This is a genomic window from Pseudomonas syringae, assembly GCF_000737245.1.
In the GTDB taxonomy this organism is placed as follows: Bacteria; Pseudomonadota; Gammaproteobacteria; order Pseudomonadales; family Pseudomonadaceae; genus Aquipseudomonas; species Aquipseudomonas syringae_J.
In genome coordinates this window covers 64,325-80,909 of record NZ_JPQU01000011.1, presented here as the reverse complement: position 1 = coordinate 80,909, position 16,585 = coordinate 64,325, and the positions used below count along the sequence as shown (strand labels likewise).

The following is a 16,585-nucleotide window of genomic DNA, read 5'->3' as shown; positions in this document are numbered from 1 at the left end:
ACCTACGTGACTGAGCCTGCAAGCAGCCTTACGAATTACTCCTCCGCGAAATAATCACTGTCCAGATGCTTCACCTCGTAGACCTGCTTAACGCTCACGCCCAGATTGTTCTCCACCATCAGTCGCGCAAGTTCAACACCGTCGATCAGCACCACTTTAATGTCCAGACCCAGCGCTGCAGTACGGGCTCCTTCGGAGAACTCTGAAGTGGTGATAAACACCCCCTTGCGTGCACGCTGTCGGGTGAGTGCACCGATAAACTTGTCGATCTCCGGACGATGCACAACGTTGGTCCAGCGCTTGGCCTGCAGGTAGATCACGTCGAGGCCGAGCTTGTCTTCTTTGATGATGCCGTCGATACCGTCATCATTGGTCGCCTGAGTCGCTTTACCGGCCTCCTTGCGGGAGCCGCCATAACCCATGGCGATCATCAGATCGACCACCAACTGCTCAAAGAACCTAGGTGTAGCTGCCCGAACTTGTACCAGCAGCTCGTCTGCGAGGGACTGCACCAACGCCTGGTGCGCCTCGGCCAACTGCTCGTCCGGCGTAGTTTCGGCAATATCAACGTTCAGCGAGACGGGTACGTCAACTGATTGCGGCCTTGCCGTATGGAAGTCCGCAAACTCGGGGAACTGCTTCAACCAGCGCACAGTGATGCGCTCCGGACCATCAGCCAAGGCATCGAGGCCACGTGGCGTGATCTGCACCATGCCCTTAGCCGGAATTGTCAACAGCCCGGCTTTGTTCAGATAAGTGCGAGCCCAGCCTACGCGGTTGTTGATCACCGTCTGATTGCCAGATGGCAGGCGCTCCTTGCGCTCCTCCTCATTCAGTTGGAACTGATCTGCCACTCGCTCGCGCAACTCATTAAGCGGCAAAGGCGCGCCACTCTGTACGGTGCTCAGCACTGGGCGCATCACGCTTTGAAAATCCGGAATCGCCATTGTCACTCCCTACCCCTGCCGCCGCTTTCAGACACCACGCACGCCGCTCTCATCGAGGGCAGACGCCGTCTTCAGCATCTTCAAAATCACCAGAGCAAACGCCCGACTCTTAGTCTCGTTATCCAGCACTTCCAGCGAAAGCTTCTCATGATCGGTCATGGCGTCCAGCACTGTATCCAGTACTCGCTTGGGAAACAGGCCATGCATCACCTGATCTACCGAGTGGTTATTTACCTGAGCCATCACATCTTCTTGGCGACTAATACGCTGGGCGATGCCGGTGAGAAATTGCAGTTGGTCGTCATCGCTTACCTCAGCACCAAAGATGTCATTGAGCGCTTCGATGATTTCCGACAGCCTCTTCTTCTCCGGGTCATGCGGCTTACCACTGCCAACGTCACTACCAGGCTTGAGTCCGTATGTGCCCCCCTCCTCACTCAGGCGCAACTGGTGCTCGGCACGTTTGCTCAGGCGGTAGTGGCTCAGTTGCAATTCGCCCACGTCCACGTCGTCCTGTAAGAGACGATCTACTCGCAAAAGCGGGTGAAGGTGTTTGGCATACACACAAAGTTGCTCCAGCTCGCGATCCTCATAGGGAACGATCTGTGAGAGAAACTCATACAGGCGCACGAAACTTTGCAAGTTCTTGCGGAACAGGTCGAGCTGGTCAACCTGCTCGCCAGCCTCTTTCAGCGCATGCTCAGCTTTCTTCAGGCCGGCACTGTCGCCATTGCCTTCAGCGGTGCGTTTGTAGTCCAGCGCTTGCTGGCGTGACTCCAGCGAAAATGCATAACGCTTGGCAAAGCGCTCCTTGGCCGGGGTGCAGTAATAACTGAGCTTGCTGGCCGCCGCTTTGGGATCGAAGAAAGCCATGGCGAACGCCTCGACCTCCTGCCAATGATAGATCCCTTCGGCATCCAGTTTTTTCTGCAGGTCATAGATGATCTGCGGGTCGGTTACATCGGTCAGCTCGGCCTTGGTGTAGTACGGCAAAAAGGCGTCGAGGATGTCCTGCGGCTCATTGAAGAAGTCGAGGATGAAGGTTTGCTTGCTATCACCGAAAGTGCGGTTCAGCCGTGACAGGGTCTGCACGCAGTCCACGCCTTGCAGCTTCTTGTCCACGTACATCGCGCACAGTTTAGGCTGATCGAAGCCGGTCTGGTACTTGTTGGCCGCGATCATCACGTTGAAGTCCTGGGTGTCAAATGCGTCGGCTAGGTCGCGGCCATTCAGGCCAGCGTTCAGCAAACTGCTATTTTCCGTCACCTCTTCGGGGATCACCTCATCCGCCAGCACACTGCCGGAGAAGGCCACCAGTGGATGAACATCGGCGTAACCCATCTGCTGCACATATGCCTTCACTGCCAACTGATAACGCACCGCTTCTTGGCGGCTGCTGGTCACCACCATGGCCTTGGCTTGGCCATTCAATAGCCCGCGGATATTGGCGCGGAAGTGCTCGACGATAACCTCGACCTTCTGGCTGATGTTGTAGGGGTGTAAACGCACCCAGCGCGCTAGCTTGATACGCGCCTTCTTGCTATCCACCTCATCGTCTTCGCCATCGGGGTGGGCGATCTTCCAGGCAGTGCTGTAAGTGGTGTAGTTACGCAGAACATCGAGGATGAAACCCTCCTCAATTGCCTGACGCATGGAGTACAGATGAAACGGTTCGGGCTTGTTGCTGGAGCTGGCTGGCAACGTTGGATCGGCCGGACGACCAAACAGCTCCAGGGTCTTGGCCTTGGGTGTAGCGGTAAATGCGTAGTAACTGATGCGCTCATTCGGTTGCCGGGCCTGCACAGCGGCATCGAGCAGCTCTTCGGCGCTTACTTCCTCGGCATCCAGCGCATCGCTGCCTAGAATCTGTTTCAGCTTGCTGGCGGATGAGCCGGTCTGCGACGAATGCGCCTCATCGGCGATTACCGCATAGCGCCCGCTGGCCAGCTTGGGGTATTTGTCCAGAGCGTCAAACAGTGCAGGAAAGGTCTGGATGGTGACGATGATGATGCGCATCTGCTCAGCCAGCGCCTCGGCCAGTTGTTCGGATTTGCTCTGATTGCCGACATCACGGCTGATCGGCTTGACCACGCCCTGCGCGTGCTCGAACTGATAAATCGTGTTCTGCAATTGGCTGTCGAGCACGGTGCGGTCAGTGATAACGATCACTGAGTTAAACAGCCGCTGCCCGTCCGCGTTATACATCGAGGCGAGTTGGTGTGCAGTCCAAGCGATAGAGTTGGACTTGCCGGAACCCGCGCTGTGCTGAATCAGATAGCGTTTCCCCGGCCCTTCACCATGGGTAGTTTCGATGAGTTTGTTGACCACTTCCCACTGGTGGTAGCGCGGGAAGATCATTGTTTCCTTGGTAACCAGCGTACCGTCAAAGCCTTCGCTGATTGTTTTCTCCAAGTGCAGAAAGCGCCCCAACAGTTTTAGCCAGGCGTCTGGCTGCAACAGCCGTTCCCACAGGTAGCCGGTTGCATATTGGCTATCGTCGGCAGGCATTGGGTTGCCAGCTCCGCCTTCGTCACTGCCGAGGTTAAATGGCAGGAAAAAAGTGTCCTTCCCGGCCAGCTTGGTGGTCATGGCCACCTCGTTCTGACCGACAGCAAAATGCACCAGTGCGCCGCGTTTGAAGGTGAGCAGAGGTTCGTGCTTGCGCGTCAGCGGATCTTTTACCGGGCGGTCGTCACGGTATTGGCGCTTGGCGTTTTCCACCGACTGCTTGAACTCGCTTTTCAGCTCCAGTGTTGCGGTGGGAATGCCGTTGACGAAAAGCACCAGATCCAGACGCGGGTCGTAACTCTGCCCGCCCTTGCCAGCATCACGCGCATGCGGCGAATAAGACACTTCCGGCACCACGCGCAACCGGTTGCAGTGGTAACGCTTGAGGGTGTCCGGGTTCATGCCGTGGTCAGGCTGAAAACTGCACAGTTCCACCTTCACTGCGGGCAGTTTGAAGCCATGGCGCAGCACATCGAGCGTGCCGCTCTGCTCCAGCTCGCGTACCAGCTTTTGTACCAACACATCATCCGGGTTATTCGGATTGGCCTTGGCGAACTTGTCCCAACGCTCAGGCCAGGCGTCTTTGAAGTAGCCCAGCACATCTTCGGTATATAACGCCGTGCGACGGTCGTAGCCGCTAGCAGTACCGACTAACCAGCCTTGGGCCACCAGAGCCTCAATGATGTCCTGTTGGAATTGCGCTTCCTTGCTGTTCGCCATTACGCGGTCTCTTGTACTAATTCGAGGGATGTTGCGCTGGCTGGGGGCTGCCAGCCGCGTACGTCGATTTTGCCGGTGACGGCGGCGGAGATTAGGGCGGAGCGGCGTTCGCCAAGTAACCTCGTAACGGTAGCTGCCTCAGCAATCAAATCATCGATCTTGCTTAACTCCATACTCAAAACCTCACAAATCCGGATCTGCTCCTCTCTAGGGGGAAGCGAGAACCAAATTTTAATCATCCGGGTCAAGCCAAGATCCTGATTGGTAGCGCCGCGAGTATACAACTGAGACTGCTCATAACAACCTATGCTATTAAGCGAAAACGCCATGTAATACGGGTCAACCTGCTCACGATCAAGTTTAAGAACCGCGACATGTACCCAGACTTGAAACCTGTCATCCAGATCAACAACTCGAGCAATTCCTGTAGTGCCGCCCTTTGTGTAAAGAACATCACCCTTTTCCGGGATGATACGACGGCAGAACTCTAGGTAATCTTCCTCAGATACAAATTTTGCATCGTCAAGTTGCCAACCATCCATAGCGATATTTCTTGCCGAAAGAAACATCACGCCTTCATCAACATAGTTAGGCGAGAAATGCGGCCCATCAGAAACCTTTCGGCAAACCCTGCCTACCTGAATAGAACTCCAATGCGCCGGCACCTCGCCGAGCCACTCCACGCCTGAATCTTTCATCGGCACCGTGGGGTCTAGGCCTTTGGTGACGGCGTGGGAGATCACGGCCTGGCGCTTTTCCTTGAGCAGTTCAATCAGGCGCTGCTGCTCTTCGATCAGCGCGTTGATGCGGGCGGTTTCATGGTCGAGGAAGCGGGCGATTTGGGTTTGCTCGGATTTCGTCGGCATTGGCAAAGGGACGGCAGCAACTTTTTCAGCCGTAAAATGCGCAATAGTCGATTTATTGCAAAGCACATCGATATAGCCATTTGTCTTGATAGCTATCATCCAAAAATACAGGAACCGCGTGCTATTGCCGTCAATTGATCTAATTCGATTGATTGAGTTCTGGAAGTAACACTCCTCATCATCAAAGTCCCAGATTGCGGACCTACCAACATCTCCCCCTTCACTGACTAACAAATCGCCTCGACGCAGTAGAAGTGATTTCTTTTCTTCTGCGCCAAACCACATCCGCTTCACATTCCCAGTATCAACGCCTGATAACTGGATATTTGCTGCTCTTAGATAAGGCAAAAATTCGTCATCGTCGCGCCTAGGTTCTGGTTGAAGCATCTTGCCTAATACAACCTGATAGCCCCGCTTCAACAACGTGACGGCCCAATGATCAGGAACAACTCCTAGCCACTCGACATCTGAATTTTTGTACGTGGGATACGCAGGAAAACTCATGCCGACATCCCCTCAATCATCTGCTTAATGCGGTCGGTACAAGCTTTCAGATCACGGTCGATCTCGGCCAGTGGACGCGGCGGCTGGAACACGTAGAAGTGGCGGTTAAAGGGAATCTCAAACCCAACAATGCCGACTTCACCATCCTGCACATCGGTCTTGCTCTCGTCGATCCAGGCATCTGGCACGTGGGGGATGACTTCGCGCTGGAAGTAGTCGTACACCGACTCGCCCATCGGCACGTTCTCGTTATCACGCAGGCCAGTGTCCGCTTCCGGTTGGCCTTTGGTCATACAGATATCCGCCTCAGAATCACGCTCGCTCAAGGCATTGAGCAGGGCTCTTAGTTCCGGCGCGCTAAGGCTGACGCCATGCACGGTCAGGGCTTTTTTCAGCAGCTTGGTGAATTGCTCGCGGTTGCGGTGCAACACGCTGGCGTCCATCGCTTGCAGGGCGGTCATCAGTTGCTGCCGGATGGCGCTGTCGAGCTTCTGCAGGGCCTTTTCTTCGAGTACTTTGCTGAGACGTTCGGCATTGGTTTGGAAGTTCAGGCGCAGCGGGCGCTCAACGGTAATACGACGGTAACCGAAGGCATCGATGGGGAGGATCTTGCTCTGCGCAGTTGCCTCGAAGCTGCCATACAGACGCACCAGCTCGCTGATTTGATCCTCGGTTATGTACTGGCGCTTGCTGCCCAGCGATTTGCGCATTTTGGCGAAGTGCTGGCTGCCGTCGATCAACTGCACCTTGCCTTGGCGCACGGCGGCTTTGTGATTGCTTAGGATCCACACATAGGTGGCGATGCCGGTGTTGTAGAACATGTCTGTCGGCAACGCGACGATGGCTTCGACCAGATCGTTCTGCAGCAAATAGCGGCGAATCTCCGACTCGCCCGAACCCGCGCCGCCAGTAAACAGCGGCGAACCGTTGAGGATAATGCCGATGCGCGAGCCACCTTCACGCGGGTCACGCATCTTGCTGACAAGGTGCAGGAGGAACAACAACGAACCGTCGGACACGCGCGGCAGGCCAGGGCCGAAGCGGCCGTCAAAACCTTTGTGGCTGTGCTCATCGGTGATCTGCTTTTGTACCTTCTTCCACTCCACGCCGAACGGCGGATTGCTGAGCATGAAGTCGAAGTGCTTGCCGGCCAGTTGGTCGTTGGACAGGGTGTTGCCGAGCTTGATGCTGGCCACGTCCTGACCCTTGATCAGCATGTCCGCCTTGCAGATGGCGTAGGACTCGGGGTTCAGCTCTTGGCCGTGCAGGGAGACGCTGACCTTTTCGCTGATGGACTGGATGTACTCGTCGCCCTCGGACAGAAAGCCACCGGTGCCCGCGGTTGGGTCGTAGATGGTGACGATGCTGTTTGGCGCGAGCTTGCCATCCTGCCCGGTAATCACCAGGGACGTCGTCAGGTGCACGATATCGCGGGGGGTGAAGTGCTCACCGGCGGTTTCATTGGAGCTCTCTGCAAACTTGCGGATCAGCTCTTCGAAGATGATGCCCATGCCGAAGTTGCTGATGAACTCGGGGCTCAGGTCGGTAGCGGCGAAACGCTGCGCCACCTGATACAGCAGATTGGCGTTTTCCAACTGCTGCACGAAATCCTCGAAGTGGAAGTGCTCAAAGATCTCGCGAGCATCCTTGCTGAAGGCCTGCACGTAGCTCATCAAATCGGAGGCCGTCTGCGTGTCGGACAGAGTGCCGAGAGTCAGCGGCGAGGCATTGAAAAATTGCTGACCAGCAGTGCGCAGCAGAATCATTTCGCGCACGGTATCCGGGCGGCCTTCTTGCGCGAAGGTCTGCTTGATCACTTCGTTCTTTGTCGGCGCCAGCACGCACTCCATACGGCGCAAAAGGGTAAACGGCAGGATGATGCGCCCGTACTGAGACTGCTTAAAATCACCGCGCAGCAGATCGGCAATGGACCATAGAAACGCGGCCGTCTGGGAATGATTTTCCGTATTCACGCAACAATTCCTTGGGGTAGGGGCAAATGCCGAGAGTTTATCATCCGAGCGTGCTCATCAGGAGCTGCTGCTTTAGTTATCCACACTCGCCAAGCGCCGCGCTAACACATCGCCAAAAATCCATCCCAAGAACACGTTATGCATATGTGTCGCCGCCAGCGACACGAGTTCTAGACATGTCGCCGAAACAAGAAAACAGCGACACGTAATAAACACATGTTTACACTGACGACACGAAAGCGGCGCTCATCTGAGCTCCCTTGCTCTTAGATGGATACACCAAGGATCAGGATCCCATCCATGACCAAATCTCCCCTCCCCTGGCAGGCCGACAGGGCCTACAACCAGCTGCCGCCCCTGCCGCCAGGAGCCGAATTAGAAACCCGTGCTGTGCTCAAGCGTTGTATTGAGGCCCGAACAGCCTTGGCCGAGTTGAAACAGGCGGCCGAGCTGATTCCCAATCAAACGATGCTGATCAACACCATCCCGCTGCTGGAGGCCAAGGACAGCTCGGAAATCGAAAGTATCGTCACCACCACGGATTTGCTCTTTCAGCACGCCCAGGATGGCGATAGCCACGCCGATCCCGCGACCAAGGAAGCGCTGCGCTACCGCAAGGCCCTTCATCATGGTTATCAGTCCCTGGACGAGCGCCCACTCTCCACTGGCACGGCAGTCGAAATCTGCCGCACGCTCAAGGGCGTGAACATGGATATACGTCGGGTGCCGGGCACTCAACTGGCCAACGAACGCACTGGAGAAATCATCTACACGCCACCGGAGGGTGAAGACCGCTTGCGCGACATGCTCGCCAACTGGGAGCGCTTTCTGCACAACGAGACCGACCTGGATCCGCTGGTGCGCATGGCCGTCGGGCATTATCAGTTCGAGGCTATTCACCCGTTCACCGATGGCAATGGCCGTACCGGGCGCGTGCTCAATACCCTGTATCTAATCCAGGAAGGTCTGCTGAATCTGCCGATCCTCTACCTCAGCCGCTACATCATCGCCCACCGTGCCGACTACTATCGCCTGCTGCTGGATGTCACCCGCGAACAAGCCTGGGAACCCTGGCTGCTGTACATGCTAAGTGCTGTTGAAGAAACCGCCCGCTGGACCACAGCCAAGATTGCCGCCATCCGCAGCCTGTCCGAGCACACTGCCCAGTTCGTTCGCGAACAGCTGCCGAAGACCTATTCCCGCGAGTTGGTGGACGTAATTTTCGAGCAGCCCTACTGCCGCATCAGCAACGTCGTCGACAAGCAGATTGCCCAGCGTCAAGCCGCCTCTCGTTACCTCAAGGAGCTGGTAGTCATCGGCGTTCTGCAGGAAGTGCAGGTAGGTAAGGAAAAGCTCTTTATTCACCCCAAGCTGATGCAGTTACTGATTCGCGATACTCACGATTTCAGGCACTACGCCTGACTTCAAGATCATCCGCGTACAGGATCACCAGCGGCCCGCCTGGTCGAACGGGTTCTCCGGTAGTGAACCCGCCGGTCAGTCGACCATCGCTGAACTCGGTGTAGGTAGGGCCGTAATCGACGAATGTCCAGCCGAAAACTGCACCATAGAAGGCTTTACTGCGGGCGATGTCGCCCACGTTGAACTCGATATTGTCGATCTGTCGGTCTTGCCCGCGGACGCTCATGGCTGCCTCCTTGGCGGATGGTTGAGGTGCGAGCATAGCGGTTTACGCCCAGGACTGGGTTACCATGCCGCCGCGAAATTCCCGCCGAACCCTCTGGCCACTTATGTCCTCCAATGCGCTGTACACCGACCTGTCCATCTACTACGACCTGATGTGCGCCGACATCGACTACCTGGCCCAGAGCGACAGCGCACGCCGCCTGCATCAACTGTTCGGCAATAGCGGGCGCCGCCATCTCGATCTTGCCTGTGGCACCGGCCCGCATGTGCGCCATTTCCTCGACTTCGGCTACGACAGCGCCGGTCTGGACATCAGCCAACCGATGCTGGACCTCGCCCAACTGCGCTGCCCCGAAGCACAGTTCAGCCTCCAGGACATGGCCGTTTTCAAGGTGGACGAACCGCAAGACCTGATCACCTGCTTCCTGTACTCGACCCATTACAACTCCGGGCTGGCCCAACTGCGCGCCTGCTTTGCCAGCGTGCATGGCGCACTCGCAGAGAACGGCGTGTTCTGCTTCAACGCGGTGGACAAACTGCATATCGACAATCGCTTGCTTGTGCGCCATAGCGTCGAGTTTGAAGGCAGCCAATTCACCTTCGGCTCCGGCTGGCATTACAGCGGAGAGGGCGAGCAGCAGGCGCTGCGCCTGAGTATCGAAAAGACCACGGCGGGGGTGACTGAAGCTTGGCAGGATGAGCATGCAATGGTGGCGCTGAGTTTCATCGAGTTGCAGACGCTGTTACAGCCGTACTTTGAAGTGCAGGTTTTTGAGCATGACTATGAGCGGATCACGCCTTGGGAGAGCGTGACCGGGAATGCGCTGTTTGTGTGTGTGAAGCGTTCATAGACTGCTAGAAAGCTCTGAGGCGGCGATGGTCGGCATTCATTGTTCTTGATTGGGTGAGTCCTGACCGGTCGCCACAACTACCCATCCCCCTTGCCCACTTCCTCATGCACCTGAATCTTGCGCACCACCGGCGCACCCGCCGCAACGATCGCGGCGATGAACCAGAACACCGCACTGACACCAATCAGCGCGCCGAATGATCCGGCCACCATGGGTATCAGGAAGCCCGATGCGTTGATGGCGGTCATGCGGATGCCTAAGGCTTCGCCGTGGCGGGCGGTGGGTGTTACTTGCATGAGCAGGCTTATGATCATCGGTTGAACGCCGCCCAGTGCTGCGCCGAGTACGACGGAGCAAGCGATCATTTGGGACGGCAGCGCGGCGAATGGGTAGGCGATAAACACGCTGACGGTGATGACGAAGGACGTAGTAATGATTTGCTTTTCGCTGAAGCGGCTGGCGATCAGCGGCAGGACCAACCGTATCAGGCCGGTGGCGAGGGCAAACGCGCCGAGGACTACGCCGATGGTTGAGGCATCAATCCCCCGTTCGAAGCCCAGCACAGGGACGAGAAACGAGTGGATATCCCAGATGCAGGAGAGCAGCCAATTGACGAAGAGGATGTAGCGAAAGTTGGGCGATTTCAGCAGCCCCCAGGCCCGTGTCGGTAGAGCGCTGGAGTCACGCGGTTCAATAGGGAGTTCGCGGACAAAAAACAGCAGTAACCAGGTCACCAGCGGCAGGCAGCCCAGCACGGCGAAACAGATGCGAAAGGAGGACAGATCACTCGACGCCTGGGTGGCGTGATCGATGATCAGCCCTGCCGAGTACGGGCCGATAAAGCTTGATATGGAGGGTGATATCGCCAGCCAACTGAAGAACTGCCGTCTTTGCACGATTGAGTTTGCGGCGCGGCCAATGTGGCGCTGCAGCACGATCTGCGTCACCCCCGCGGCGGCACCGACCACCATGGCAGCCACACACAGTGATGCGATATTCGGGAACAGTGTCAGCGCTGCCAATGCCAGTACCGCTGCGAATATCGCGTAGGTCATGGGCCGCTTGAAGCCTTGCCGGTCCGAGTACTTGCCGACCGGAATGGCCATGAACATCTGGCTCAGCGCGAACAGCGCGACAAGCGCACCCACCGCACCGGCGCTGTATCCAAGCGAAAGAGTAAACAGCGGAGCCGCCAGACGCAGACCACTCATGGCGGTAAGCAGAAATACTTGGGCGAAGATCAGTTGCAATAATTCTTTTCGCGACATGAACGACTTCTTTTCACACGCTCAGGTTTCAAGCAGATCGGTGCTTGAGAGCGAAATAAGAATACGGACTTTGAGGTGCAAGAGATCCCAAACGGGAGCTGTTGCATCACAAGACAAGAGCGGAAAAAAACGCGATGCAGCGGTTGCCGATCTTATCTAGCCAGCAGCGATGTTGCCAGCACGCTGCACCCTCTGTACCGATTTTTGTAGGAGCGTGTTTGTTTAACGCACGCTTCACTGTCGCGCAGCCAACACGATCCCGGTAGGAGCGCACGAGCACCGCGAGGCCGCGATGGCGTCGCATCAGGCCGACCGCTATCGCTGCCTCGCGGGGCTCGTGAACTCCTGCAGAAAAGCATTCCAATTCAGAAAGTTATTTCATGTTGAGGGGAGCTGCCGCAGGCTGCGAAAGTGATCTGCCTGGCACACCGTTGTTCGCAGCCTTCGGCAGCTCCTACGGGTCGGTTGTCCGGCTTTAATGCCTGGTAATAGATGCGGGCTTTGATTGGGCGAAGGGATAGATATAAATACCGCATTCGCAACCTGCTGAAGCTCTAATCTGCGCACCGTCGTTGCCAAATCAGCGACCGGATTTGACGATCCGTTTTCACATAGGTGCAGCAGATGTCACCGTTATGGTGGCTGTGCGTGGAAGGCTTTCGAGCCTGCCGGGTTCCTATGTCACCGGTTCGTCAATCCACGTACAGCCGCCACCCTGATCGCTTGACGACGGTCTTTAGGTTTCCATATGACATAGGATTTTCGATAAATGACCGACAGCAACCTGCCTCCCCGCTACATCCCCCTCACCCAACCCGGCCAGGAAAACCCGGTCTTTCTCCTGGACACCCATGCGCCACTGAAAGACCTGCACGCCTGCGCCGAACTGCGGGTCAGCCTCGCCACGCGCTTCCTCGACGCCATGGTCAACATGAAGCCCTCCAACGCAGACGAACACGACCTGACGACCATCGCCAGCACTGCGCATTTGTTGATGCTGGAAGCCTGCGATGTGCATCGGGTGATTGAGAGGCGGCTCTGGCAGTCCGACGCCGCAGCGTTTGCTGATCGGAGCCGATGTTCAGTCACTAAGAGTTGTCAGCATTCGAGAGGTTAAAAAAGTGATGAATTAAGCTACTGACGCTCAAATCCTCAACGACCTGATCCCTCATGAGGTTGTGAGCCGGATTGTCGATGGAGCCTCTCCTATCCGCGCCTGCCGTGAATACCTGCACCTGACTCAAGAGGAGTTAGCCAATCGACTGGGCATCAGTAAGCGGATGGCGAACGCATCTATCGAACTCCAGCATTAAGGGCGATGGTGGCCGCGTATTTTGAAGCGGACGCGATCGCCCTTATCGCCAGGATATCCATGCGCCAACGAAGCTCTTACCCCAAACCATTTAAAGCCCAAGTCGTCCAGGAATGCCTGCAACCCGGAACGACGATTTCCAGCGTAGCCATCCATCACGGCATCAACGCCAACGTGATCCGCAAGTGGCTACCGACTTACAGGGATCAGTCGCCTGCAACCTTGCCTGCTTTCGTTCCGGTAAAAACGGCACCATGGCGAGCATCAGAAGAGATGGTGATCATCTCGCTGCCTCTGGGCGATAAGTCCATCACCGTAAAGTGGCCAGCCTCGGATCCGGACGGCTGCGCGTGTTTCATTCGTGGCTTGGCCCTATGATTCGCGTCGATGCAATCTGGCTCGCCACCGAGCCCATGGACATGCGCGCCGGCACTGAGACTGCATTGGCCAGAGTGGTCGCGGTGTTCCGTGCGGCGAAGCCGCACTGCGCTTACCTCTTTACCAATCGCCGGGCCAACCGGATCAAAGTCCTGGTGCACGACGGCGTCGGTATCTGGCTGGCGGCGAGGCGCTTGAACCAAGGTAAGTTTCATTGGCTAGGCATCCATCGTGGGACGGAGGTCGAACTCGACCTTGAACAACTTCAGGCGCTGGTACTTGGATTGCCCTGGCAACGCGTCGGTGCGGGCGGCGCAATTACATTGCTTTAAACGCTCCTTTCAGCTGTAGCACTCGGGCTGCTTTGGTAAAATCCACGGCATGACTGCCTTGCCCGATCTCGATCAAATGACTCCCGAACAACTGCGCGCACTGGCTGCGCAGTTGATGTCCAAGATCGAGACCCAGGACAGAAAGATTCATCGTGATGAGACGATCATCGAGCAACTCACTCACGAAATCGCCATTCTCAAACGCTACAAGTTCGCCAAGCGCAGCGAGCAGATCAGCCCGGCGCAAGGCAGCCTGCTCAATGGCCTGCTCAGTACCGACCTCGAAGCCATCGAGGCGGAGTTAAAAGCCCTTCATCCCGCACCTGCGCAGACAGAACCACGCCAGCAACCCAAGCGTGCGCCGTTACCGCCGCAGTTCCCGCGTACCGTGATCCATCACGAGCCAGACAACACCCAATGCACCTGCGGCTGCCAGCTTCAGCGTATCGGCGAAGATGTCAGCGAGAAACTGGACTACACGCCGGGCGTGTTCACCGTCGAACAGCATGTGCGTGGGAAATGGGCCTGCCGGCAGTGGGAAACTCTAATCCAGGCGCCGGTACCCCCGCAGGTGATCGACAAGGGCATCCCCGCCGCCGGCCTGCTGGCGCACGTGATGGTGGCCAAATTCGCCGATCACCTGCCGCTTTATCGACAGGAAAAGATCTTCGGTCGTGCCAGTCTGGCCATCCCGCGTTCGACCCTGGCACAGTGGGTGGGCCAAACTGGCGTGCAGCTTCAGCCCTTAGTCGATGCGCTGCGCGAAGTGGTGTTGGCCAAGCGCGTGGCTCATGCCGATGAAACGCCGGTACAAATGGTGGCGCCTGGCGAAAAGAAAACCCACCGCGCCTATGTCTGGGCCTACAGCACTACACCGTTCTCGGCCCTCAAGGCCGTGGTCTACGACTTCAGCCCCAGCCGTGCTGGCGAACATGCGCGTAACTTCTTGGGCACCTGGAACGGCAAGCTCGTCTGTGATGACTTTGCCGGCTGCAAGGCCAGCTTTGAGCTGGGCATCACCGAGATCGGCTGCATGGCCCATGCACGCCGCAAGTTCTTCGACCTGCACATGGCGAATAAAAGCCAGTTGGCGGAGCAGGCACTTCACTCGATTGGCGGGTTGTACGAAGTCGAGCGACACACCAAGAAAATGAGCGACGAAGACCGTTGGCGATTACGTCAGGAAACAGCCGTGCCCATCGCTGAAAAGCTGCATGAGTGGATGTTGGCCCAGCGTGAACTTGTGCCTGAGGGTTCGGCCACGGCCAAGGCTCTGGATTACAGCCTCAAACGTTGGGTAGCGCTGACGCGCTACCTGGAAGATGGTGCTGTGCCCATCGACAACAACCAGATCGAGAACTTGATCCGGCCATGGGCGCTTGGGCGGTCGAACTGGTTGTTTGCGGGGTCGCTGCGCAGCGGCAAGCGGGCGGCGGCGATCATGAGTCTGATACAGTCGGCGCGCATCAACGGGCATGATCCGTATGCTTATTTCAAGGATGTGCTGACGCGGCTGCCGACGCAGCGAGCAAGCGAGATTGACCAACTGCTGCCGCATCAGTGGGTGCCGGCCTGAATTACGCAAGGTTAGCTGGACAGACGATGTCATCGGACTGGCGACTCTTGACCCAGAGCCCAAACCGTTTCATTACCTCGACAACATGCTCTAACCGCCGTCCGTCAACGGTGAGTTCGTATTAAACCGTGACGGGCACGATGGGAAATACTGTACGTTTTACGAGTCCTGCTTCCTCAAGAGCGCGTAAATCGATGGTTAGCATTAGTTGCGAAATAGCGGGAATGTCCCGCCTAAGCGCATTAAAGCGCTTTGGCCCATCTAGCAGGTAGGATGCAAGGAGCAGGCGCCAGCGGCCACTTAATCGGCCTGCGCGCTCCGCTCGCTTAAGGATCGACATCATCCTCGGCGCGTGTAACTAGCTAACCATCCCAAATGATTAAAAGCGCAAATCATCAATGCTGGTCAGGCCGCAGGAGTTGCGCTCCATCATCAAGCGACAAATAACCAAATACCGCGCGCTTAACGCGCCTTTCCACTGCTGCTGGTTCAACATCGGCGTCCGAACCTGACGCATCAACGATCCCTTTAATAACTGCAATAACATCCCGCGCAGCTATCCGCACATCCACCAATATAGGGAAGTCAAGACGTCCAATTATTTGCATAGCGATTTCTCCGACTCGCTCGTTAACATTCTGAGTGGCCACATCGAATGGTAAACGCGCTTCTTCAAAGTCGAGAATTCTTGCAAGCTTCGGTCGTTTAAATTGGTGCTCAATGGCAGCCGCAATCAAAACTGTTAGAGCATCTTTGGCGAGTGGCTGGTCAAGCGCAGTGGAAGCACGTGAAAGAAACTGCGTCGTTTCTCGGGCAATGAGTGCTCCCAAGATGGCGTTTTTGTCCGGGAAGTATTGGTACAGGGTGCCGATACTGACTCCGGCTTTGCCTGCTACAGCATTGGTTGAGAAACCACTGTGGGCATCAGTCTCCAAAATGCGAGCTGCTGCTTCGATAATGATACCCACTGTCTCCACAGACCTGGCCTGTGTTGGGCTCTTACGGGGCGGAGGGCGATTTTTCGAGGTTGAAGGCATAGGCGGAAGAATGCGAGTAGTGAAACATGAGTGATAACTCGCATACTACACGCTCCTTCTACAGCTTGATAGGCTCGAAAATGAATCAGCCAAATGTAAATTTTGAACCTAAATTCACTGCTTTTTTCCTTGTCAAAACCTCCCCTGAATGGCTCGCGTTTTCTTTCGAGACCCGGCTTGCGCACGCCACAGGCACATTCCAGCCGATACTGGAGGAGTTTGCAAACGGTGTGAAACTGCACTGGTATGACACCGAGTTTTACACCGCAACGGTTACTGACATCTGGATGATTGAAGCTCGGGATCACGAAAGTTATCAGCTATTTTGCGAAAAGCTTCGCGAAACCGCCTTTTGGGACAACTTCTTCTTTATTAAGGAAATCTTCTTGGGTGAAAAAAACGCTTGGGCGAAAAATTATGATGTGGCTGCGCTGACCGACTGATTCGCGAGCGGCATAATCGTAACCGTGAGCCAACACACCTTCTTGAACCCAAAACCATCGCTTTTATCGTCCTGGTCACGAAGGTGTGTTGGCCGGACGCTTACGGGCATCAGCCAGCCTGCCTACGCTCAACAGAAAACTGTCGCCAAGCCACGCAAAGCCACCCGCGAAAAGATTGCAGCCGCATTCGGGATCAAGGCCAGTCAGTTGGAGTTGTAGGCGT

Annotated in this window: 14 protein-coding genes and 3 pseudogenes; 9 read left to right on the top strand and 8 right to left on the bottom strand. The window is 56.3% G+C overall.

Annotated elements, in window-relative coordinates; translation table 11 throughout:
* Nucleotides 1–35 precede the first annotated feature (35 nt).
* Genes IV01_RS24070 through IV01_RS24085 form a run of 4 tightly spaced genes read right to left on the bottom strand, consistent with a single transcriptional unit; the run spans nucleotide 36 to nucleotide 7,518 of the window.
* Complete coding sequence (locus tag IV01_RS24070) at nucleotides 36–947, bottom strand: restriction endonuclease (protein WP_032624934.1); 912 nt, start codon at nucleotides 945–947, stop codon at nucleotides 36–38.
* Nucleotides 948–974: 27 nt separating this feature from the next.
* Nucleotides 975–4,175 (bottom strand): type I restriction endonuclease subunit R, encoded by a 3,201-nt coding sequence (locus IV01_RS24075; protein ID WP_032624932.1) that lies wholly within the window; start codon nucleotides 4,173–4,175, stop codon nucleotides 975–977.
* Nucleotides 4,175–5,545 (bottom strand): restriction endonuclease subunit S, encoded by a 1,371-nt coding sequence (locus IV01_RS24080; protein WP_032624930.1) that lies wholly within the window; start codon nucleotides 5,543–5,545, stop codon nucleotides 4,175–4,177. Before IV01_RS24080 ends, IV01_RS24075 begins: the two co-directional genes overlap by 1 nt.
* Nucleotides 5,542–7,518, bottom strand: coding sequence for a type I restriction-modification system subunit M (locus tag IV01_RS24085; protein WP_032624928.1), 1,977 nt, complete (start codon nucleotides 7,516–7,518; stop codon nucleotides 5,542–5,544). The genes IV01_RS24080 and IV01_RS24085 overlap by 4 nt, the downstream gene beginning before the upstream one ends.
* Nucleotides 7,519–7,818: 300 nt before the next feature.
* On the opposite strand from IV01_RS24085, the gene fic reads away from it, so the two are divergent.
* Nucleotides 7,819–8,940, top strand: a complete 1,122-nt coding sequence (fic, locus tag IV01_RS24090) for a protein adenylyltransferase Fic (RefSeq protein ID WP_032624925.1) — start codon at nucleotides 7,819–7,821, stop codon at nucleotides 8,938–8,940.
* Between the two features lies 1 nt (nucleotide 8,941).
* Here fic and IV01_RS0124420 read toward each other — a convergent pair.
* Nucleotides 8,942–9,166 (bottom strand): annotated as a pseudogene (locus IV01_RS0124420) (glyoxalase/bleomycin resistance/extradiol dioxygenase family protein); the annotation flags it as partial.
* Between the two features lie 103 nt (nucleotides 9,167–9,269).
* Here IV01_RS0124420 and IV01_RS24095 point away from each other — a divergent pair.
* Nucleotides 9,270–10,016 (top strand): class I SAM-dependent DNA methyltransferase, encoded by a 747-nt coding sequence (locus IV01_RS24095; RefSeq protein WP_032624923.1) that lies wholly within the window; start codon nucleotides 9,270–9,272, stop codon nucleotides 10,014–10,016.
* Nucleotides 10,017–10,093: 77 nt separating this feature from the next.
* Here the strand turns inward: IV01_RS24095 and IV01_RS0124415 are convergent, their stop codons facing one another.
* Complete coding sequence (locus tag IV01_RS0124415) at nucleotides 10,094–11,284, bottom strand: MFS transporter (RefSeq protein WP_032624921.1); 1,191 nt, start codon at nucleotides 11,282–11,284, stop codon at nucleotides 10,094–10,096.
* Between the two features lie 769 nt (nucleotides 11,285–12,053).
* Between IV01_RS0124415 and IV01_RS0124410 the strand changes: the two genes are divergently transcribed.
* The 5 genes and pseudogenes from IV01_RS0124410 (at nucleotide 12,054) to tnpC (ending at nucleotide 14,882) form a co-directional block, all read left to right on the top strand.
* Nucleotides 12,054–12,401: a hypothetical protein gene (locus IV01_RS0124410; protein ID WP_050507246.1), complete on the top strand. Its 348-nt coding sequence runs from the start codon at nucleotides 12,054–12,056 to the stop codon at nucleotides 12,399–12,401.
* Between the two features lie 40 nt (nucleotides 12,402–12,441).
* Nucleotides 12,442–12,561 (top strand): annotated as a pseudogene (locus IV01_RS26045) (transcriptional regulator); the annotation flags it as partial.
* Nucleotides 12,562–12,656: 95 nt separating this feature from the next.
* Nucleotides 12,657–12,974, top strand: coding sequence for an IS66-like element accessory protein TnpA (gene tnpA / locus IV01_RS24100; RefSeq protein WP_032625018.1), 318 nt, complete (start codon nucleotides 12,657–12,659; stop codon nucleotides 12,972–12,974).
* A complete protein-coding gene (tnpB, locus tag IV01_RS24105) occupies nucleotides 12,971–13,306 on the top strand; it encodes an IS66 family insertion sequence element accessory protein TnpB (RefSeq protein ID WP_032624919.1) in 336 nt (111 codons plus the stop codon). Before tnpA ends, tnpB begins: the two co-directional genes overlap by 4 nt.
* A 49-nt stretch (nucleotides 13,307–13,355) precedes the next feature.
* Nucleotides 13,356–14,882: an IS66 family transposase gene (tnpC, locus tag IV01_RS24110; RefSeq protein WP_032624917.1), complete on the top strand. Its 1,527-nt coding sequence runs from the start codon at nucleotides 13,356–13,358 to the stop codon at nucleotides 14,880–14,882.
* Between the two features lie 121 nt (nucleotides 14,883–15,003).
* On the opposite strand, the gene IV01_RS26930 is transcribed toward tnpC, so the two are convergent.
* Both IV01_RS26930 and IV01_RS0124405 read right to left on the bottom strand, forming a co-directional pair.
* Nucleotides 15,004–15,222 carry a winged helix-turn-helix transcriptional regulator gene (locus IV01_RS26930; RefSeq protein WP_229636070.1) on the bottom strand — a complete coding sequence of 73 codons (219 nt, stop codon included), beginning with the start codon at nucleotides 15,220–15,222 and terminating at the stop codon, nucleotides 15,004–15,006.
* Nucleotides 15,223–15,277: 55 nt separating this feature from the next.
* A complete protein-coding gene (locus IV01_RS0124405) occupies nucleotides 15,278–15,850 on the bottom strand; it encodes a TetR/AcrR family transcriptional regulator (RefSeq protein ID WP_229636069.1) in 573 nt (190 codons plus the stop codon).
* Nucleotides 15,851–15,999: 149 nt separating this feature from the next.
* Here IV01_RS0124405 and IV01_RS24115 point away from each other — a divergent pair, with 149 nt between their 5' ends.
* Nucleotides 16,000–16,362 carry a darcynin family protein gene (locus IV01_RS24115; protein ID WP_032624915.1) on the top strand — a complete coding sequence of 121 codons (363 nt, stop codon included), beginning with the start codon at nucleotides 16,000–16,002 and terminating at the stop codon, nucleotides 16,360–16,362.
* A gap of 105 nt (nucleotides 16,363–16,467) precedes the next feature.
* Nucleotides 16,468–16,581, top strand: a pseudogene (locus tag IV01_RS26925) (transcriptional regulator); the annotation flags it as partial.
* Nucleotides 16,582–16,585: the final 4 nt, after the last annotated feature.